Consider the following 19,360-nt stretch of genomic DNA (forward strand, 5'->3'; position numbering starts at 1 on the left):
TTCGAGTGCATCACGTAAAAGGCGAATATCTCCGATAACTGCCTGCCTTCGATCCGATGTAGTCTTGAGAACTCAGCGCTGAGTGGCTTGACGTCGGGCAGGCTTTCAAGTGCCATTTCGGATACGTGGGAAAAAGCGGCATGCCCGACGTCATGGAACAGCGCGCATAACCGAAGCAGGTTTACTTGGTCCTTGCCGATCAGGCAGGAGATCTTATTTTGAGTTCCGAGAGTATTGATCGCGGAGGTAAGATGCTGGACTTGAAAGAGCACTCCCAGCGTGTGCTCGAAGCGCGTGTGAATGGCTCGTGGATAAACCCAATGTACCACGCCCAGTTGTCGTATCGAACGGAGTCTTTGAAGAAGCGGCGAGTCGAGGATCGCCACCTCGACAGGTGTCAGGCTGATCGTTCCTCAAACGGCGTCATTGATCTCTTTCCGGGTGAAGGTTTGATCCGCGTCCCTGATCTCGGCGACATAATCGTCCAACAGCGATGACGCGAAACGTCCGGCGAGCGCTTCGACTTCCTTCAAGGAAAACATTCGGCCTGCCAAAAAACAGAAAGAAATCTCTCCTTCTGCTATAGGTCGGCAAAGTGTTTTTCAACTATTTTTTCCAAAAACGCGCGAGGAAGAGGTATTTTTCCGAGGTAGCGTTCGGCTCTGGGCTGATCAAGTTTGATTTCGAATGTTCTGAAGGTCGGGTTGTTGAGCGCGATCAACTCCTTTTCCTTCGCGGCGAGCAGGGTGTCGCGAAGGCAAACCGAGTCTCCGTGGAACTTATCGACGTAGAAGGTGAAATTGGGTGTCACCTCCAGGTCTTGCTCGTGGGTGACCAAATCTTCGAAAGCCCTTTGGAACCGTTCATCCAGTTCAGTATCGGTCAGCACGAAGTTCCTGCGATTTTGCAGCGCGAGAACCGAGATGACTCCGGCGACGAACTGATCGGAAGTAAGGATCTGAAGCATGAACTATCTTCAACCTTTTGGTGTTTCATGGTCCTTGCGTACAAGGTATAGCGAAGTGCGGGGCATGGTACACGATCTATCGCGATGGCTTGAGAGGCTGGTGCCGCGGCTTGTCGTCCAGAGCCATCCAAGTGACATTACCCGCGACGGTTTGGCGCTGTCCCACACGCCATGATCCTCACCGGATCAATAACTTACATCAAGGCACCCGTGGCGGGGTCCTGTTTGGGCGGAACACGCGGCGGCATATCCGCCTTTTATGGTTAGATCGAACGGTTCGCCCGCTCACGCGTGATCATCGCGCCATGAGTGGCGGCTTCGCTTGAGCGGGGCCTCGTCCGAGGGCCATGCCACGGCAGGAGACGAAAGCTCCTCGATCTTCAGTGGGTCGACTCGGCGTCTTTCAAGGAGCGCCTCGCGATCTCGGCACGCGATACCTGGACGTCGGCAATCCGCCCGGCCCAAATCCGCGAGCGATGGCGACCGCCGCCGGCCGCTCTCACGCTCTCCCGGCGCCGGTTCCCGCTTGGCGGGCGCTGGTCCGTCGGCGGGACGTGACGAAAAGGATCGCGGCCAGCAGCAGCATCACCAGTCCCAGGGCGATGTAGAACGCTATGGCGATCCCGATCGTGGCGGTGCCCATGAGCACGAGCAATAGGAGCCACACTCCCAGCGCCACGATAGCGCGGTCGGACATCTAACACCCCTGCAACTTTGTCTCCCTTGCCTCGACTATAAGCGCGCGCCAACCAAGACACGCGCGGCAAGCTGTCGCTGCCAGCTTTCCCGAGCGAATATAATAAAATTCAAATAAAACCATTCATGTTGAAACAGGTCGGTCGTTCCCCATATAGCCCCCGTCTTTTCGAGCAAAATCAACAGTCGACCAGTCGGCAGGGGGAACCATGGAACTCACGGCGAAGTTTCGCCGATGCTGAGTGCCATTCTCGGCATCTTCGCGTGGGCGGTGATCGCACCAATTGTCGCACGCCGATGGCCTCGTCACGCCGGATGGGTCCTCGCGATCCCGCCAGCATTCCTGACGGTCTGGTTCGCCTCCTTCGTCCCGGGGATCGCGGCGGGCGAGGCCGTGCGCGAGGTGACGCCCTGGATACCAGGGCTCGGCGTCAACCTGTCCTTTTACCTTGATGGGCTGAGCGTCACCTTCGCGCTGATGATCTGCGGCATCGGCGCCCTGATCGTCGTCTATTCCGGCGGCTACCTGCGTGGCGACGCCATGCTGCCGCGCTTCTTCCTGTTCATCCTGGCCTTCATGGGCTCGATGCTGGGAGTGGTGCTGGCGGACAACGTCATCGCCCTGATCGTGTTCTGGGAGCTGACCAGCGTCACCTCGTTCCTGCTGATCGGCTACCTGCACGACAGTCCCCAGTCGCGCCGCTCCGCCTTGCAGGCCCTGCTGGTGACCTCGCTGGGCGGTCTGATCATGATGGCCGGGCTGATCCTGCTGGGGATCGTCGGAGGCGGTTTCGAACTGTCCGAACTGGCCGACCGCGGCGGGTTCCTGCGGGAACATCCATACTATACCGCGATCCTCTTCCTGATCCTGGCCGGTGCCTTCACCAAGTCGGCGCAGTTCCCCTTCCACTTCTGGTTGCCCAACGCGATGGACGCGCCGACCCCGGTCAGCGCGTACCTGCATTCCGCCACCATGGTCAAGGCGGGCATCTACCTGATGGCGAGGCTCGCCCCGACGCTGGGCGGGACGGAAGCCTGGACGCTCACCCTCGTGACGGTCGGCTCCATCACGGCGGTGCTGGGCGCCGTGCTGGCGGTCCGACAGACGGACCTCAAGCGCATCCTCGCCTACACCACGATCACCGCCCTGGGCCAGCTGACCATGCTGATCGGAATCGGCGGGACCTACGCGCTGGAGACCTTCACCGTCTATCTGCTGGCCCACGCCTGCTACAAGGGCGCGCTGTTCATGGGTGTCGGCGCGGTCGATCACGAGACCGGCACGCGGCAGGTCGGCGAGTTGGGCGGTCTGCTCCGGCTGATGCCGGTGACCGCCGCCGCGATAGGCTTGGCGGCCCTGTCCAACGCCGGCCTGCCACCCTTCCTGGGCTTCATCGGCAAGGAGTTCATGTACTCCAGCACGCTGGGTCTGGCGGAGGATGGCGGCATGCCGGCGCTCGGTTGGGTCGTCACCGCCGCGATGGTCGTCTCCAACGCGTTGATGATGGTCACCGCCGGTCTGGTCTTCATCAAGCCCTTCCTGGGCGCGCGGACCGAAACTCCCAAAGCGGCCCACGAGGCGCCCATCGGCCTGTGGCTCGGACCCATCGTCCTCGCCGCCGCCGGTCTTGGTCTGGGCGTGTTCCATGGCGAGCTGGAGCGCCTGCTGGTGGCGCCGGTCGCGGCCTCGCTGGCCGGGCGGCCGATGGAGGTCCACATCTACCTATGGGGAGGGTTGACGCCGCCGCTCTGGCTCAGCGTCGCCACGGTGGCCCTGGGCATCGTCCTCTACCTTGGTTGGCCGCGCGTCAAGGCCGGGTTCGACGGCGTGGCGGCGGCGCTCCGCTACGACTCGGACAGGGGATGGGATGGCTTCCTGAAGGGGCTGGTCAAGCTCGCCGCCGCGCAGACGCGCGTGATCCAATCCGGCTATCTCCGTCACTACGTCATGTTCACCATCACGTTCACCACGGTGGCGATCGCCGCGACGATGGTGGCCTTCGACGCCTTGACCGCTCCCTCGCTGATGGAGTTGGACGCCCCATACACCGCCTGGGCGCTGGCCTTGATCGTGCTGACGGCGACGGCGGCGGCGGTGCTGGCGACGTCCAGGCTGGTTGCGATCCTGTCGCTCGGCGTGGTCGGTGTCGTCATCGCCCTGATCTTCCTGCTCTACGGCGCTCCCGACGTGGCGATCACCCAGTTCATGGTCGAGACGCTGGTCGTCATCATCGTGGCGCTCGTCCTCGCCCGGCTGCCGCGCCTGACCGCCTTCGCGCGGCCCAACCGGCGCAGCGCGCTTCGCGACGCCGTCATCTCGATCGCGTTCGGCGCGGTCGTCACGGCGCTGATGCTGTCGGTCATCGACCTGCCGATCCCGCTGGACCTCAGTGATTTCTTCGCCAGCCGCAGCCTCACCGAAGGATTCGGGCGGAATGTGGTCAACGTGATCCTGGTCGATTTCCGGGCGGTCGACACGCTGGGCGAGGTCCTCGTCGTGACGACCGCCGGGCTCGGCGCCTTCAGCCTGCTGAAGGCGCGGCCCAAACGCGCGCGCCGCGAGTCTCCCGAGGACGCCGACGCCACCTCATCCCAACAGGACGGCAAACCGTCCGTGATCGAACAGAATGGAGACCGTCCGTGACGGAAAGCCTGATCCTGCGGACCGCCACCCGGCTCCTGCTCAGCCTGATGCTGCTGTTCTCGATCTTCATCCTGCTGCGCGGCCACAACGAGCCCGGAGGCGGGTTCATCGGCGGCCTGATCGCCGCCAGCGCCTTCGCGCTCCACTCCATCGCCTTCGGACCGGCGGCGGCCCGCCAGCTGATGGTCATCGACCCCAAGGCGCTCGCCGCCGCCGGAGTCCTGTGCGCCGTGGCGGCGGGCCTCCCGGCCGCCCTGTTCGGCGACGCCTTCATGCGAGCCCAATGGTTGCATTGGGGCGAGGGGGAGGCGACGTTCCACGTCGGCACGCCGCTGCTGTTCGACATCGGCGTCTTCCTCGTCGTGATCGGGGCGGTGCTGACCATCGTCCTGGCCCTGGAAGAGGAGGACGTCTAGGTGGAAACCCTGATGGCCTTCACCGTGGGCGCCATGGCGGCGGGCAGCGTCTACCTGCTGCTCAGCCACAATCTGGTCCGGGTGCTGTTCGGCCTGATCCTGCTCAGCAACGCCGCCAATTTCGTGATCTTCTCGGCGGGCGGCATGGTCGAGGGGGCGCCGCCGCTGATCGCCAAGGGCGCCAGGGATCTCGCTGGCGTCCACGCCAACCCCTTGCCGCAGGCCCTCATCCTGACGGCGATCGTCATCAGTTTCGGCCTGCTCGCCTTCGCGCTGGTTCTGGTCTACCGGACATATCAGGAGTTGGGAACGATCGACAGCGACCGCATGCGGCTGGCCGAGCCGCCCTATGACGACCAGGACATCCCGGAGCCGGAAAACCCGCATCGGATCCACGTCCGCGACGCCGCCCGCCGGGTTGGCAACCGCGTCGACAACCGGATGAGCGCCAACGGGAGCGACCCCGCATGAGTTGGTTCCTCATAGCACCCATCCTGGTGCCCATGACGACCGCGGCGCTGGCCGTCCTGTTGTGGAACCAGCGGCCGGCCCAGCGCGCCGTCAGCGCCTGTGGAGCCGGGCTGCATCTGATCACCACCATTCTCCTGATGGTCCAGGTCTGGCGGGGCGGCATCCTGGCCGGGCAGATGGGCGACTGGCCGGCTCCGTTCGGCATCACGCTGGTGGCGGATCACCTCAGCGCGGTCATGGTGCTGATCACCGGCGTCATGGGCTTCGGCGTCTGCCTCTACAGCCTGTCCGACATGAACGAGAACCGGGAGAACAACGGCTTCCATCCGCTCTACCACGTGCTGCTGACGGGAGTGACCGGCGCCTTCATCACCGGCGACCTGTTCAACCTGTATGTCTGGTTCGAGGTGATGCTGATCGCGTCCTTCGCGCTGCTGGCGCTCGGTTCCGAGAAGGAGCAGCTGGACGGAGCGATCAAATACGCCGCGATCAACCTTGTCTCCACCGTCATGTTCCTGATCGCGATCGGCACCCTCTATGGATTGACCGGCACGCTGAACATGGCCGATCTGGCGCTGCGGCTGCCGCATGTCGAGCAGCGGGGGCTGGTGACCACCATCGCCGTCCTGTTCATGATCGCGTTCGGCATCAAATCCGCCGTCTTTCCCCTATTCTTCTGGCTGCCGGCCTCCTATCACACCCCCGCCGTGGCGGTCTCGGCGATCTTCGCGGGGTTGCTGACCAAGGTGGGTGTCTACGCCTTGGTCCGGACCTTCACGCTGATCTTCACCAGCGACGTCGCCTATACCCATGGCGCCCTGCTTGTCGTGGCCGGCCTGACCATGGTGACCGGGGTGCTCGGCGCCGCGGCGCAGAACGAGATCCGGCGCATCCTGTCGTTCCACATCATCAGCCAGATCGGCTACATGATCATGGGGCTGGCCTTGTACACGCCGCTGGGCCTGATCGGCGCGGTCTTCTATCTCGTCCACCACATCATCGTCAAAACCAACCTGTTCCTGGTGGCTGGCATCATCAGGCGGCTGACCGGGTCGATGGAGTTGAAGAGGATCGGGGGATTGTACAAGGCGTCGCCCCTACTGGTGGTGCTGTTCCTGATCCCGGCGCTCAGCCTCTCCGGAATCCCTCCCTTGTCGGGTTTCTGGGCAAAATTGGTGCTGATCCGGGCCAGCCTGGAGATCGGCTCATATGCCATCGCCGCGACCGCTGTCCTGGTCGGAGCCCTGACCCTGTTCTCCATGACCAAGATCTGGGGCGAGGCGTTCTGGAAACCCCATCCCGAAGGTCCGGCCCGCACCTTGGGCATCGGCGATCTGACCGCGACCGAGCGCGCGTTGCTGATCGGTCCGATCATGGTCTTCGCGGCCCTCACCATCGCCATCGGACTATGGGCCCAGCCCTTCCTGGATCTCGCCACGCGGGCTTCCGGCGAGCTGTTGGAGCGGACGCCTTATATCGACGCGGTCATGGGAGTTCGGCCATGAGGTTGTTCATGTTCAACCTGGGGCTGGCGATCGTCTGGCAGGCCGTCTCCGGCTCGTTCAGCCTGGGCGGCCTGTTGGCCGGCTTCATCGTCGGCTACGGCGTGCTGTGGATCGCCCACCCGCTGTTCGGCGGCAGTCCCTACTTTCGCAAACTGTGGCGCATCATCGGGTTCTTCTTCTACTTCGTGAAGGAGATGGTGATCGCCAGCCTTCGGGTCGCCTACGATGTCGTGACACCCCTGATCCACGCCCGGCCGGGGATCGTGCGGGTGCCGATCGAGGCCAGGACCGATCTGGAGATCACGCTGCTCGCCAACCTGATCAACCTGACGCCCGGCAGCGTGACGATCGACGTCTCGCCGGATCGTGACTGCCTGTACATCCACGCCATGTTCATCGACGATCCGGACGAATTCCGCGCCGCGATCAAGCATGGCATCGAACGCCGTCTGCTGGAGTTGATGCGATGAGAACCGACCTGTCGCCCTTTCTGAACTGGTCGATCGAGATCACCCTGGTGGCGCTGCTGGTGTCGATGCTGATCGCCTTCGTGCGGCTGGTCCGGGGCCCGTCGCTGGCCGATCGGATCGTGGCGCTCGACCTGCTGACATTGCTGGCGGTGAGCGTCATCGCGGTCTTCACGATCCGGGAGGACCAGCCGGCGTTCCTGGACGCCGCCATCGCGCTGGGATTGGTCGCGTTCCTGGGCACCGTCGCCTATGCCCGTTTCCTGGAGCGCCGGGGGCGCCATGACAGCGGTGTCGAGGAGCCCCGGGCATGAGCGTCCTCTTGCTGGAGATCCTGACCGCGGCGCTGCTGCTGGGCGGTGCCGCGTTCTCCCTGATCAGCGCCATAGGCGTGCTGCGCCTGCCCGACGTGCTGATCCGGATGCACGCGTCGAGCAAGTCCGGCACGTTGGGAGCCGGCATGATCCTGGCCGCCGTCGCCGTCCTTTACGGCACCGACCAGATCGTCGCCCGCGCCGTCGCCGCCATCCTGTTCCTGCTGCTGACCGTCCCGGTCGGCGCCCACATCATTGGTCGGGCCGCCTATGTCACGGGTACCAAGCTTTGGCCAGGAACCGTGATGGACGAGCTGCGCGCCGACCACGAACGGCGGGAATGTGAAAAACAGGAACGGGAGAAACGGGAGCGTGGTCAGGAGGAACGGGAGGAACGAAACCCCTGAACGAAAAACGCGGGCCGAGGCCCGCGTTTTCCGGAGTTCGCCGAAGCGGCTGGATCAGAAGCGATAGCCGAGGCCGACGCCGAAGATCCAGGGGTTGATGTCCACGTCGGCCTTCAGCGCGGTGCCGCCGAGGTTGGCCTTGACGTCCGTGTTCAGCCACAGCTTCTTGACGTCGACGTTCAGCGACCAGGGGCCGGAGATCGCGTAGTCGATACCGGCCTGGAGGGCGATGCCGAAGCCGTCCTCGTAGCTGATCGAGCGCAGGGCGCCCTTCTTCTCGTTGTAGAACAGGGTGTAGTTGACGCCGGCGCCGACATAGGGGCTGAACCGCTCCTTCGGCAGGAAGTGGTATTGCAGGGTCAGGGTCGGCGGCAGCAGCCACACGCTGCCCAGGTCGAGGCCGTTGGAGGCGTCGACGTCATGCTTGGTCGTCGCGGCGATCAACTCGAGCGCGAGGTTCTCGGTCAGGAAGTACGAGACGTCCACTTCCGGGACATAGGCGTTGCCGAGACGGGTGTCGAGGGTGGTGTCGGTGCCGCCGGCGGTCTTGATGTCGCCGCGCTCGGTCGGGATCACGCCGATGCCGCGCAAGCGGATGTTGATGTCGCCGGCGGCCTTGGGCTTGAAGGCCCCAGCGTCCTGCGCGCTGGCCGGCGCCGGCGTGCCGGCGGCGAACAGGGCTGCGGTCAGGGCAGAAACGGCACAGGCGACACGCCAGGAACGAAACATTCTTAGTACTCCATTGTTCTTTGAATTCTTTGGAACGAAGCATTTCTCGTCAGAATGGGTCTCTATCACACCCCCAATATCATGGCTAGGAGGGTGTATTAGCTGGAAACACCAACAATCAGTTGTTTGTTATATTTAGTAAAGTCATGAGAAACGGCAAAAAGTACTAGAGAAACAGATCTGTCTACTTCGAGACCGGATCTGAATTCAGAACGGTGAATTTTTGTGCATCTAGGCTTGCCGAGTGCTGAAGAGTAAAGCCGTTTCACGTCATCTGATGATGTCTTGGCTCAATAATCGGATATATCGTTTTCGGTATTTTCTATTACGGCTCTGGCTTCACGTATTGGTTCGCCACGATTCGAACTTATTCGGCCTCGACGTGTTTAAACAGGAACCGAGCACTGGAGAGTGCTTCCGATGCCCTGGTGTCGCCCGCGACAGGGTGACGCTCCCCTTGACCACCGGTGCCGCCGACCGCGCTGGGAGTTGACCAGACCGCTTCGGCAGCCGACCAACAAGCAGGAGATCAGACAACCCATGTGTGGCATTTGCGGTGAGATAAGGCTCGATCGAAGCGCCGCCGACAGCAGGGCGATCACCGCCATGGCTGACGTGCTGGCGCCCCGCGGCCCCGACAGCGCGGGTGTCTTCGCCCAGGGGCGAGTGGCGTTCGGCCATCGCCGCCTCAAGATCATCGACCTTTCCGACGCCGCCCAGCAGCCCATGGTCGATCCGGCCCTGGGGCTGACCATCGTGTTCAACGGCTGCATCTACAATTACCCGGAACTGCGCGCCGAGTTGGAGGGGGAGGGCTACCGGTTCTTCTCCCATGGCGACACCGAGGTGATGCTGAAGGCCTATCACGCGTGGGGGCCGCGGTTCGTCGAGAGACTGTACGGCATGTTCGCCTTCGCGATCCTGGAACGCGAGAGCGGCCGGGTCGTGCTGGGCCGCGACCGGCTCGGCATCAAGCCGCTCTACCTGGCCGAGACGCCGGGCATGATCCGCTTCGCCTCGACCCTGCCGGCCCTGGCGGCGGCGGGCGGCATCGACACCGACATCGACCCGGTGGCACTGCACCACTACATGAGCTTCCACGCCGTCGTGCCGGCTCCCCACACCATCCTCAAGGGTGTCCGCAAGTTGGCCCCGGCGACACTGCTCACGGTCGAGCCCAATGGCGAGCGCCGCGAGGAGGTCTATTGGAAGGCCGATTTCGGGCCCCAGGCCGGCGACGAGCGGCTGTCCAAGGAGGATTGGCAGGATCTCGTGCTGGCGACGCTCCGGAAGGCGGTCGAGCGGCGGCTGGTCTCGGACGTGCCGGTCGGCGTGCTGCTGTCGGGCGGGCTGGACAGCTCGATCATCGTGGCCCTGCTGGCGGAGGCCGGGCAGACCGGTCTCAAGACCTTCTCGATCGGGTTCGAAACCGTCGGCGAGGAGAGCGGCGACGAGTTCCAGTATTCCGACATCATCGCCAAGCGGTTCGACACCGACCACCACAAGCTGTTCATCGACAGCGGCCGGGCCTTGCCGGAATTGGAGAACTGCGTCCGCGCCATGGCGGAGCCCATGGTCAGCCACGACGCGATCGGCTTCTACCTGCTGTCACAGGAGGTCTCGAAGCACGTCAAGGTCGTGCAGAGCGGGCAGGGCGCCGACGAGATCTTCGGGGGATATCACTGGTATCCGCCGATGATGGAGAGCCGCGACCCGGTCGGCGACTACGCCAAGGTCTTCTTCGACCGCGACCACAAGGAGATGGCCGAGGTGCTCGATCCGCGCATGCTGGGCGAGGATCACAGCCGCGCCTTCGTGGAGCGTCACTTCGCCCAGCCGGGCGCCGACCGGCCGATCGACAAGGCGCTGCGCCTCGACACCAACGTCATGCTGGTCGACGATCCCGTCAAGCGGGTCGACAACATGACCATGGCCTGGGGCCTGGAGGGCCGTGTGCCCTTCCTGGACCATGACTTGGTCGAACTGGCGGCGCGGGTCCCGCCCGAGCTGAAGATCGCCGAGGGCGGCAAATACGTCCTGAAGGAGGCCGGCCGGAAGGTCGTCCCGTCCGAGGTGATCGACCGCCCCAAGGGCTACTTCCCGATGCCGGCGCTCAAATATCTGCGCGGTCCCTACCTCGAACTCGTCCGCGACGTGTTGAACCAGCCGAAGGCGCGCGAGCGGGGCCTGTTCCAGCGGCCCTATGTCGACCGGCTGCTGGCCGATCCGGACAAGCACATCACGCCACTGCGCGGCTCGAAGCTCTGGCAGGTCGCCCTGCTGGAATATTGGCTCCAGACACATGGCATCTGATCGATGACCCAACCTCCCAATCCCCGCCCTCAGCCCCGCGCGCGGCATCGCCTGGAGCGGCGCAACGCGCCGTCCCTGCGCAACTGGTATTCGCGCGACCAGGGCCACCCGGACCACGCCGGCCTCGAGGAGAATGTCACGGTCGATTGCGGCTGGGGCCGGCTGCTGTTCGCCCACACCTTCAAGGAACTCCCGGACCTGGCCCAGGCGCTGCGGGACGAGACCCAGGGGCGGCGCGACATCGCGCTGTACCTGCGGGATCCCCACGTGGCCCTGTCACTGGCGCCGCAGGAACTGTTCCTCGACCCATCGCACACCTACAGGCTGTGGCTGGAGAATTATCGGCCCAGCCGCCGGCGCCCGCGCGGTTTCACGGTGCGCCGGCTGCGGACGGTCGAGGACGCCGAGGCGGTCAACCGGATCTACGCCAGCCGGAACATGGTGCAGGTGCCGTCGCACTTCTTCCATGACCAGCGCAACAGCCGCGTCCTGACCTATTTCGTCGCGGTCGACGCCGCGACCAACTCCGTGATCGGATCGGTCACCGGGGTCGACCACGGCCGGGCCTTCAACGATCCGGAGGACGGCTCGTCCCTGTGGTGTCTGGCGGTCGATCCGCAGGCCTCGTTCCCCGGCATCGGCGAGAACCTGGTGCGGACGCTGGCCGAGCACTTCCAGGCGCGCGGGCGGAGCTTCATGGACCTGTCCGTGATGCACGACAACGCCAACGCCATAGCGCTTTACGAGAAATTGGGTTTCCAACGGGTGCCGGTGTTCGCCTTGAAGACCAAGAACTCGATCAACGAGAAGCTCTATGTCGGGCCGCCGCCCGACGAGACGCTGAACCCCTACGCGATGATCATCATCAACGAGGCCCGCCGGCGCGGTATCGGGGTCGAGGTGGTGGACGCCGAGGGCGGCTACTTCACCCTCAGCTATGGCGGCCGGTCGATCACCTGCCGGGAGAGCCTGAGCGAACTGACCACGGCGGTCGCCATGAGCCGCTGCGATGACAAGGCGGTGACGCGTCGTCTGATGGTCAAGGCGGGGCTGAGCGTCCCGGCGCAGCAGGTCGCCGCCGAGCCCGGGGACGACGCCGCCTTCCTGGAGAAGCACGGGTCCATCGTCGTCAAGCCCGCCAGGGGCGAGCAGGGCAAGGGCATCACGGTCGATGTCCGAACGCCGGAGGATGTCGCCAAGGCGGTGGCCGAGGCCCGCAACCACGCCGAGACGGTGCTGCTGGAACAGTTCGTCGAAGGCGATGACCTGCGGATCATCGTGATCGATTACCGCGTGGTCGCCGCCGCGATCCGGCGGCCGGCCGAGGTGACCGGAACGGGAGAGCACACGGTCGCCGAACTGATCGAGGCTCAGAGCCGGCGGCGGGCGGCGGCCACCGGCGGCGAGAGCCGCATCCCCATGGACGCCGAGACCGAGCGCTGCGTCGCCGCCAACGGCTTCTCCATGACGGACGTATTGCCGGAAGGCACGGTCCTGCCGGTCCGCAAGACCGCCAACCTCCACACCGGCGGCACCATCCACGACGTCACCGACCGGCTGCACCGCACGCTGGTGGATGCCGCCATCGCGGGCGCCAAGGCGCTGGACATCCCGCTGGTGGGGTTCGACCTCCTGGTTCCGTCGGTGACACAGCCCGATTATGTCATAATCGAGGCCAATGAGCGCCCCGGCCTCGCCAACCATGAACCTCAGCCGACCGCCGAGCGTTTCGTTGACTTGTTGTTCCCGAACACCAAGCCCCTATCCAACGGATAGGGGAAACGAAGCGAGAAGCTTGAAAAATGCAACGCCCACCAGCGGACAGACACCAGCCGATTCCCTTGGATCAGACACCCTTGGATACCCAGGGATCGGAGGCGCTGGCGCCTCCGGCCCGGCCGGCGATCGACATGGATTACGTGCTTTCCATGCTGGATAGCCTGCTGAGGATCCCAAGCCCAACCGGCTACACCGACGAGATCGTCCACTTCTGCGGACGAGAGTTGAAGCGGCTGGGTATCCCGTTCGAACTGACCCGGCGCGGCGCCATCCGCGCCGACATCAAGGGGCGCCTCAACAGCCCCGACCGGGCCATCGTGGCCCACGTCGACACGCTGGGCGCCCAGGTCAAGGGCCTGAAGTCCAATGGCCGCTTGGAGCTGGTGGCGATCGGGACGTGGTCGGCGCGCTTCGCGGAGGGTGCCCGCTGCACGATCTTCACCGATCACGGCTCCTATCGCGGCACCATCCTGCCGCTGAAGGCGTCCGGCCACACCTATAACGAGGAGATCGACACCCAGCCGGTCGCCTGGACCAACCTGGAGGTCCGGGTCGACGCCATCTGCTCCAACACCGCCGACCTGATCCGGCACGGTTTCAACGTCGGCGATTTCGTCGCGATCGATCCCCAGCCGGAGTTCCAGCCCGACGGCTTCATCAATTCCCGCCACCTGGACGACAAGGCGGGCGTCGCCGTGCTGTTCGGTGCCGCCAAGGCGGTGATCGACGCCGGCGTCACGCTGCCGGTCGACTGCCACCTGCTGCTGACGATCTCCGAGGAGGTCGGCTCGGGCGCCTCGTCGGTGCTGCATGGCGACGTCGCCGAGATGGTGTCGATCGACAACGCGACGCCGGCGCCGGGCCAGAACAGCCGCGAGTCGGGCGTCACCGTCGCCATGGCCGACAGCACCGGGCCCTTCGATTACCACCTGACCCACAAGCTGCTGGACCTGTGCTCCGACCACGACATCCGGCACCAGCGCGACATCTTCCGCTATTACCGGTGCGACAGCGCCGCCGCGATCGAAGCCGGCAACGACATCCGGACGGCGCTGGTCTGCTTCGGCGTGGACAGCTCCCATGGTTACGAGCGCACCCATGTCCACGCCTTGCGCTCGCTGGCGGAGCTGGTGGCGCTGTACATGCAGAGCGACGTGACCTTCGAGCGCGACCGCCATGCCATGGGGCCGCTGAAGGGCTTCCCCCATCAGAAGACCGAGCCCGCCGAAGCGGCGGGATGAGACGGCGCGCGATTGCCTGCAACGGACGACCGTGAGAATTCCAGTCGTCCATTATTTTCTCCAAAACCCGAGAATTAAATAATAAATGAGAGTAGGTAGGGAAACCATCGAGCATCCTTGCCATTCTTCTCAGGAATGGGTCTGTCATATCTCTTCGGACCACTACGAAAACAGCCGATGATATCCTGTTGAGGTAGGGTTTTCCCATGGCCACTGACCTATTCTCACTCATACGATAGGCTCTGTGTTCGTGGTGGCGTCGAGTTGCGGTCTTACAGCGGAATTGAAGTGGCGGCATGACGGCGGACTTGAATAGCTTCGCCCTGGCCGCCGAACACCTGGGCACCGACCAGTCCGTCAAGCTGGCCCGATCCCTGACGCGCCGTTTGCGTTTCGTGGCCGTGCTGTCGGTCGTGTTCATCGCCGGTCTGACCGCGGTCTTCCTCCTGCTGTTCCATGAGGTCGGCGTCCGTGAGCACGCGATCAGGACGACCTACGCCATGCGGGTGGCATTGGATGACCTTCGCGATGCGTTTGGCGAAGCCGGGGTATCGGGCACCGTTCGAAACATCGCCGCCGTCCGGCGGGCTTTGGCGCGCGTGTTGGATCTTTCGGCGCAGGACGTTCCCCAAGATGCGGGCGACGCCTCCGAGTTGACCGCCTTGATTCGGCTCGTGGAGACCAAGTTCGAAGTTCCTGGACGCTTCACCGATGACGCGGGCGCCGATGTGACGCGGAGGATCGACGCGCTTCAGGCCGAGAGGGAAGCCCAGCTGCGGGAACGCGTCGCCTGGGTAGGGTGGCTCAGCGCTTGTGCCCTGTATGGCGGAGCGGCGCTTGGGCTCGCGAAGGTCGTGATCATCGGCACCCTGCTGGGCCAGTCGGCGGTGATGGCGCGCCGTGAGGAGCGCATGCTGGAGGAGAGGACGTCCCTGCTTCGCGAACTGAACCACAGGGTCGCCAACAGCTTGGCCACGGCGGTGGCGATGCTGCAACTCCAAGCTTCGCAGATAACCGACCGGTCCCTCCGGCGGAGCTTCGAGGAGGCGCGGAACCGTATCGTGGCGCTCGGTGAGGTCCACCGGAGATTGCTTAGCTCCGATGCTGTTTCGACGCTGGATCTATCGACGCTGCTGCCTGGGCTGGGGCAGGATCTGGCCCGTGCCCTGGGGGCTGGCGACCGCGTCTCGATCACGGCGACTCCGGTGGTGGCCTCGGTCGACCTGGCCGCCGCCATGGCGATCATCATGACCGAGTTGATGACCAACGCCGTGCGGCACGGCTGCGACGGGGCCGGCTCCGATGAGGCGGCCTGCCACGTGACGGTCGATCTGCGGGCGGCGCCTGGCGGCGGCCTAGACCTGTCGGTCCGGGACACGGGGGGCCAGTTGCCAGCCGGGTTCAGCCCGGAGCGATCCGGCAAGGCTGGACTGAGGATCGTCGGCGCGCTGGTGGACCAACTCGGCGGCAGCCTCAGCTATCGCCACGACGGCTTCACCGAGGCGTTCGTCCGAATTCCAGCGGAATGACTGTCGGACGCCTGTTCCTGGCGCGTCCAGGAACAGGCGTCCGTGTCAAACATCAGAGCGGCATGATCCAAGTGGCTTCGCGGCCCTTGGAGGCGTCCTGGACACGCATCTGGACGCGCTGGCCCGCTTCCAGCTGCATCAGGCCGCACCGGCGCAGCACGCTCTTGTGGACGAAGACGTCCTTGCTGGCGTCGTCGGCGGTGACGAAGCCGAACCCTTTGTCCGGCTTGAACCACTTGACGGTGCCCGACATCTCGACTTCCGGACCGCCCGACGACGAGCCGTAGTCGCTGTCGCCGTACCGATCACCGCCGCCATAGCCACCGCCGCCATAGCCACCACCACCGTAGCCGCCCCGGTCGCCATAACGGTCGCCACCGCCGCCATAGCTGTCGCCGTAGCGATCGCCACCGCCGCCGTAGCCGCCGCGATCCGAGCCTCGGTCGGACCCTCGGTCACCATAGCGGTCGGCGACCGGTGCCCGGGTCGAGGCCGGGGCCCCGCCGAGCACTTCGACGATCCGAGTGACTTGCGGGCCCTTGGGGCCCTGGCTGATCGTGCAGAGGAGTTCCGTGCCGTCGCTAAGCTCCTGCAAGCCCGCCTTGTTCAACACCGAAATATGGAGGAATGCGTCCGGAGTGCCATCAACCGGAGCGACGAAACCAAAGCCCTTGGTTACATTGAACCATTTCACCAAGGCCTTGGCCTGGGCGCCATCGTCGAAAGACATGGCGTTGTGCTGACTGAAGCGAGACAAGTGTGCAGAACCTTCGAATCCAGCGCCGCGCGCGGTTGACACCTTCGAGGGCAGCGTCGGTTGTTCCCCCTGGCTTGCCCCCGCGGTGATTTTATGCACAGAAAAATTTGAGTCTCCAGTGTAATTTTTTGTTCGTCCTACTCTATCGGTTGACCGATCTATTCTTCAGACAGACAGGTCCGTATGATTTTGGCGGATTTCCTCGAAAAATAGAGTTAACATGCGTGATCTTGACCTTTACGTAAACGGCAAGTAGCGTTGATGGATCCGGCGGTTTGGCTGGGCGGGGAACAAGCGGTCGCGAGACAAGGCCGTGGCGCGAAGGGATCAAGGGAGACGTTGCGATGGGCGATCTGGCGGAGAGGCTCACGGACCATCCATGGATGCGGTCGTATCCGGCGGATATCGACTGGCGCGCCGAGATCCCGGTGGCCCCCCTGTACCAGTTGATGGATGACGCGGTCCGCCGGTTCCCCGACCGCCCTTGCGTCGACTTCATGGACAAGCGGTACACCTACGCCCAGATCGGCGCGCTGGTCGACAAGGCGGCGCGCGGCTTCCAGGCGCTGGGGGTGGGCAAGGGATCCAAGGTCGGCCTGTTCCTGCCCAACACGCCCTATTTCGTGATCTGCTACCACGGCATCCTCAAGGCCAGCGGCACGGTGGTCAACTTCAACCCGCTCTACGCGGAGCGGGAGGTCGCCAAGCAGATCGAGGACAGCGAGACCGACATCATGGTCACGCTGGACCTCAAGGTGCTGTACGGCAAGATCGCCAAGATGCTGGACGAGACCCGGCTGCGGCGGATCGTCGTCGCCCCGATGGCCGACATCCTGCCTTTCCCGAAGAACTGGCTGTTCCCCTTCGTCAAGCGCAAGGACATCGCCCGTGTCCCGTCGGACGCCCGGCACACCCCGTTCGCCCGGCTGATCGCCAACGATGGCAAGCCGGAGCCGGTCGCGATCGATCCGGCGCAGGATATCGCCGTGCTGCAATACACCGGCGGCACCACCGGCGTCCCGAAGGGCGCCATGCTGACCCACGCGAACATCTACGCCAACGCCGTCCAGTCCCGCATGTGGTGCACGGACGCGAAGCCGGGCCAGGAGCGCATGCTGGGCGTGCTGCCGCTGTTCCACGTCTTCGCCATGACCGGCGTGATGAACCTGCCGCTCGTGCTGGGAGCGGAGATGGTGCTGGTGCCCCGGTTCGAGCTCGACCAAGTCATCAAGCTGATCCAGTCGAAGAAGCCGACCCTGTTCCCCGCCGTGCCGACCATCTACACCGCGATCGTCAACCACAAGGACATCGCGTCCTACGACCTGTCGTCGATCCGCTTCTGCCTATCGGGCGGGGCGCCGTTGCCGGTCGAGGTCAAGCACGCCTTCGAGAGCAAGACCGGCTGCAAGCTGGTCGAGGGCTATGGGCTGTCGGAAACCTCGCCGGTGGCGACCGCCAACCCGATGCACGGCGTCAACAAGGCGGGCTCGATCGGCATCCCGCTGCCGGGCACCGTGATCGAGATCGTCAGCTTGGAGGACAGGAACCGCCTGATGCCAATCGGCGAGAAGGGTGAGATCTGCGTGCGCGGTCCGCAGGTGATGAAGGGATACTGGAAGCGCCCCGACGAGACCGCCGAGTCGCTAGTCGATGGCCGGCTGCACACCGGCGATGTCGGGTATATGGACGAGGACGGCTACACCTTCATCGTCGATCGGATCAAGGACATGATCCTGTGCGGCGGCTACAACGTCTATCCGCGCAATGTCGAGGAGGCGATCTATCTGCACGAGGCGGTGGCGGAATGCGTCGTCGCCGGCGTGCCCGACCCGTATCGGGGGCAGACCGTCAAGGCCTATGTCACGCTGACCGAAGGGCACCGGCTGACGCGCGACGAACTGGCCGAGTTCCTGAAGGACAAGCTGTCTCCGATCGAGATCCCGAAACAGCTGGAGATCCGGGACGAGTTGCCGAAGACGATGATCGGCAAGCTGTCGCGGAAGGCGTTGCTGGAGGAGGAGGCCCGCCGGACCGGCGGATGAGGGGGGCCAAGGGCGGCCCCCGCTCAGCGGGCCAGATGGATAGGGGGGGGCGCCGCCGGATAGGCCTCAGCGCATCGCGTGGCGGGACGCGCTGATCACGGCCTGGGTGCGGTTCTTGACGCCCAACGACTTGAAGATGGCGGTGACGTGGATCTTCACCGTGCCTTCGGACAGACCCAGCTCATAGGCGATCTGCTTGTTCGACTTGCCCTCGCGCAGGCAGCCGAGGACATCGCGCTGCCGCTGGGTCAGGCTGATGTGGGACGACTGGTCGGACGAGCCCGAGTGGTCGCGCGGCACGCTGGTCAGGCCGCTGCCGCTGGAATTCATCATCGCGTGCGGGACATAGACGCCGCCGGCCAGAACCAGCCGCAGCGCGCTGACCATGATCTGGACGCTGGACGACTTGGGGATGAAGCCCCCAGCGCCCTGGTCGATCGCCTGGCGGGCGTCGGCGCCGTTCTCGGACGCGGACACCACGACCAGGGCGGTCTTGGGCAGCAGGGCCTTGATCTGGCGGATGCCGTCGAAACCAGGCCAGCCCGGCATCTGGAGGTCGGTCAGGATGAGGTCCGGAGGCTCGGTCCCCGAGCACTGCGCCACGACTTCCTGGAAGGTCGCCGCCTGGATGTATTCAGCGTCGGAAAAAATCTGCTCGAGCAGCCGATTGATTCCTTCGCGAAACAGCGCGTGGTCGTCACCGATTAAAATACGCATCTTAGTCCCTTTCCCGTTTCTGGCCCGACGTCACATACGCAATTATGTGGTAGTCTCATTCGCTAGCATACTATTTTGTTCGTTAATAAAACCTACCATCGGTTTGGTTTCTAATTAATCATAGGAAGTTTGGTTAATGTTGCAAACCCAACACACCAAAACCAGACAGACAGGATAGGTAGAAAACCTGACGGCAGTCTGGCCTAGCTGATAAAATCCGAGTATCATATGCTTTAGGGCATATTGGATTACGCCAAAAGTGAGGTTGGGATAGGCTTGGAACTGGCAATGGCCCTGTGCGAAGGAGTCGAATCAGGGGGTTGGAAGCGCCGAGCCTAATCCGGACCCGACCACTGGAACGGCGAG

The 19,360-nt window shown here is 64.1% G+C and carries 18 protein-coding genes and 1 pseudogene; 13 read left to right on the forward strand and 6 right to left on the reverse strand.

From position 1 onward, the window contains the following. Positions 1–98: 98 nt before the first annotated feature. Positions 99–329 (reverse strand): annotated as a pseudogene (locus N825_RS40965) (HD domain-containing protein); the annotation flags it as partial. Between N825_RS40965 and N825_RS39685 the strand changes: the two are divergent. Continuing rightward, entirely contained in the window at positions 252–497 is a 246-nt protein-coding gene (locus tag N825_RS39685) for a hypothetical protein (RefSeq protein ID WP_198038230.1), read from the forward strand. The pseudogene N825_RS40965 and the gene N825_RS39685 overlap by 78 nt on opposite strands. 83 nt (positions 498–580) lie before the next feature. Here the strand turns inward: N825_RS39685 and N825_RS07680 are convergent, their stop codons facing one another. Continuing rightward, the gene (locus N825_RS07680; protein ID WP_037449202.1) at positions 581–967 is read right to left on the reverse strand and encodes a hypothetical protein; all 387 of its coding nucleotides are present in this window, start codon (positions 965–967) and stop codon (positions 581–583) included. Positions 968–1,466: 499 nt separating this feature from the next. Continuing rightward, a complete protein-coding gene (locus N825_RS07685) occupies positions 1,467–1,664 on the reverse strand; it encodes a hypothetical protein (protein WP_037449206.1) in 198 nt (65 codons plus the stop codon). 234 nt (positions 1,665–1,898) lie between these two features. Between N825_RS07685 and N825_RS07690 the strand changes: the two genes are divergently transcribed. From N825_RS07690 to mnhG, 7 genes are read left to right on the forward strand one after another with little or no spacing between them, the layout of a single operon-like run. Beyond that, positions 1,899–4,307, forward strand: coding sequence for a putative monovalent cation/H+ antiporter subunit A (locus tag N825_RS07690; protein ID WP_037449209.1), 2,409 nt, complete (start codon positions 1,899–1,901; stop codon positions 4,305–4,307). Then, the gene (locus N825_RS07695) at positions 4,304–4,723 is read left to right on the forward strand and encodes a Na+/H+ antiporter subunit B (RefSeq protein WP_037449211.1); all 420 of its coding nucleotides are present in this window, start codon (positions 4,304–4,306) and stop codon (positions 4,721–4,723) included. The genes N825_RS07690 and N825_RS07695 overlap by 4 nt, the downstream gene beginning before the upstream one ends. After that, the gene (locus N825_RS07700; protein ID WP_063833667.1) at positions 4,724–5,194 is read left to right on the forward strand and encodes a Na+/H+ antiporter subunit C; all 471 of its coding nucleotides are present in this window, start codon (positions 4,724–4,726) and stop codon (positions 5,192–5,194) included. Beyond that, entirely contained in the window at positions 5,191–6,699 is a 1,509-nt protein-coding gene (locus tag N825_RS07705) for a Na+/H+ antiporter subunit D (RefSeq protein ID WP_037449213.1), read from the forward strand. The genes N825_RS07700 and N825_RS07705 overlap by 4 nt, the downstream gene beginning before the upstream one ends. Further along, positions 6,696–7,169 carry a Na+/H+ antiporter subunit E gene (locus tag N825_RS07710; RefSeq protein WP_037449215.1) on the forward strand — a complete coding sequence of 158 codons (474 nt, stop codon included), beginning with the start codon at positions 6,696–6,698 and terminating at the stop codon, positions 7,167–7,169. Before N825_RS07705 ends, N825_RS07710 begins: the two co-directional genes overlap by 4 nt. Then, positions 7,166–7,480 carry an MrpF/PhaF family protein gene (locus tag N825_RS07715; protein WP_037449217.1) on the forward strand — a complete coding sequence of 105 codons (315 nt, stop codon included), beginning with the start codon at positions 7,166–7,168 and terminating at the stop codon, positions 7,478–7,480. Before N825_RS07710 ends, N825_RS07715 begins: the two co-directional genes overlap by 4 nt. Beyond that, positions 7,477–7,887, forward strand: a complete 411-nt coding sequence (mnhG, locus tag N825_RS07720; RefSeq protein WP_084164494.1) for a monovalent cation/H(+) antiporter subunit G — start codon at positions 7,477–7,479, stop codon at positions 7,885–7,887. Before N825_RS07715 ends, mnhG begins: the two co-directional genes overlap by 4 nt. A gap of 54 nt (positions 7,888–7,941) precedes the next feature. Here the strand turns inward: mnhG and N825_RS07725 are convergent, their stop codons facing one another. Continuing rightward, positions 7,942–8,616, reverse strand: a complete 675-nt coding sequence (locus N825_RS07725; RefSeq protein ID WP_037449221.1) for an OmpW/AlkL family protein — start codon at positions 8,614–8,616, stop codon at positions 7,942–7,944. Positions 8,617–9,156: 540 nt separating this feature from the next. On the opposite strand from N825_RS07725, the gene N825_RS07730 reads away from it, so the two are divergent. From N825_RS07730 to N825_RS07745, 4 genes are all read left to right on the forward strand, one after another. Then, a complete protein-coding gene (locus tag N825_RS07730) occupies positions 9,157–10,929 on the forward strand; it encodes an N-acetylglutaminylglutamine amidotransferase (protein ID WP_037449224.1) in 1,773 nt (590 codons plus the stop codon). 3 nt (positions 10,930–10,932) lie between these two features. Then, on the forward strand, positions 10,933–12,705 hold the full coding sequence (gene ngg, locus N825_RS07735; protein WP_037449227.1) for an N-acetylglutaminylglutamine synthetase: 1,773 nt from the start codon (positions 10,933–10,935) through the stop codon (positions 12,703–12,705). A gap of 80 nt (positions 12,706–12,785) precedes the next feature. Beyond that, complete coding sequence (locus N825_RS07740; protein WP_342666014.1) at positions 12,786–13,949, forward strand: osmoprotectant NAGGN system M42 family peptidase; 1,164 nt, start codon at positions 12,786–12,788, stop codon at positions 13,947–13,949. Between the two features lie 296 nt (positions 13,950–14,245). Further along, a complete protein-coding gene (locus N825_RS07745; RefSeq protein ID WP_037449230.1) occupies positions 14,246–15,478 on the forward strand; it encodes a sensor histidine kinase in 1,233 nt (410 codons plus the stop codon). A gap of 52 nt (positions 15,479–15,530) precedes the next feature. Here N825_RS07745 and N825_RS40745 read toward each other — a convergent pair whose 3' ends face one another. Then, positions 15,531–16,235 (reverse strand): cold-shock protein, encoded by a 705-nt coding sequence (locus N825_RS40745; protein ID WP_281174354.1) that lies wholly within the window; start codon positions 16,233–16,235, stop codon positions 15,531–15,533. A 383-nt stretch (positions 16,236–16,618) separates the two neighbouring features. On the opposite strand from N825_RS40745, the gene N825_RS07755 reads away from it, so the two are divergent. Continuing rightward, positions 16,619–18,277: a long-chain-fatty-acid--CoA ligase gene (locus N825_RS07755; RefSeq protein WP_245613045.1), complete on the forward strand. Its 1,659-nt coding sequence runs from the start codon at positions 16,619–16,621 to the stop codon at positions 18,275–18,277. A 66-nt stretch (positions 18,278–18,343) separates the two neighbouring features. Here the strand turns inward: N825_RS07755 and N825_RS07760 are convergent, their stop codons facing one another. Next, on the reverse strand, positions 18,344–18,994 hold the full coding sequence (locus N825_RS07760; protein WP_037449240.1) for a LuxR C-terminal-related transcriptional regulator: 651 nt from the start codon (positions 18,992–18,994) through the stop codon (positions 18,344–18,346). Between the last annotated feature and the right edge of the window lie 366 nt (positions 18,995–19,360).

The organism is Skermanella stibiiresistens SB22 (assembly GCF_000576635.1).
GTDB lineage: Bacteria > Pseudomonadota > Alphaproteobacteria > Azospirillales > Azospirillaceae > Skermanella > Skermanella stibiiresistens.

What these genes read in the sequence shown, in the direction of transcription:
- N825_RS07685 (WP_037449206.1), bottom strand. Translation starts at nt 1,664, where the DNA reads ATGTCCGACCGCGCTATCGTGGCGCTGGGAGTGTGGCTCCTATTGCTC.
- N825_RS07680 (WP_037449202.1), bottom strand. Translation starts at nt 967, where the DNA reads ATGCTTCAGATCCTTACTTCCGATCAGTTCGTCGCCGGAGTCATCTCG.
- N825_RS07730 (WP_037449224.1), top strand. Translation starts at nt 9,157, where the DNA reads ATGTGTGGCATTTGCGGTGAGATAAGGCTCGATCGAAGCGCCGCCGAC.
- N825_RS07715 (WP_037449217.1), top strand. Translation starts at nt 7,166, where the DNA reads ATGAGAACCGACCTGTCGCCCTTTCTGAACTGGTCGATCGAGATCACC.
- N825_RS07760 (WP_037449240.1), bottom strand. Translation starts at nt 18,994, where the DNA reads ATGCGTATTTTAATCGGTGACGACCACGCGCTGTTTCGCGAAGGAATC.
- ngg (WP_037449227.1), top strand. Translation starts at nt 10,933, where the DNA reads ATGACCCAACCTCCCAATCCCCGCCCTCAGCCCCGCGCGCGGCATCGC.
- N825_RS39685 (WP_198038230.1), top strand. Translation starts at nt 252, where the DNA reads ATGCTGGACTTGAAAGAGCACTCCCAGCGTGTGCTCGAAGCGCGTGTG.
- N825_RS07690 (WP_037449209.1), top strand. Translation starts at nt 1,899, where the DNA reads ATGCTGAGTGCCATTCTCGGCATCTTCGCGTGGGCGGTGATCGCACCA.
- N825_RS07745 (WP_037449230.1), top strand. Translation starts at nt 14,246, where the DNA reads ATGACGGCGGACTTGAATAGCTTCGCCCTGGCCGCCGAACACCTGGGC.
- N825_RS07705 (WP_037449213.1), top strand. Translation starts at nt 5,191, where the DNA reads ATGAGTTGGTTCCTCATAGCACCCATCCTGGTGCCCATGACGACCGCG.
- mnhG (WP_084164494.1), top strand. Translation starts at nt 7,477, where the DNA reads ATGAGCGTCCTCTTGCTGGAGATCCTGACCGCGGCGCTGCTGCTGGGC.
- N825_RS07725 (WP_037449221.1), bottom strand. Translation starts at nt 8,616, where the DNA reads ATGTTTCGTTCCTGGCGTGTCGCCTGTGCCGTTTCTGCCCTGACCGCA.
- N825_RS07755 (WP_245613045.1), top strand. Translation starts at nt 16,619, where the DNA reads ATGCGGTCGTATCCGGCGGATATCGACTGGCGCGCCGAGATCCCGGTG.
- N825_RS07710 (WP_037449215.1), top strand. Translation starts at nt 6,696, where the DNA reads ATGAGGTTGTTCATGTTCAACCTGGGGCTGGCGATCGTCTGGCAGGCC.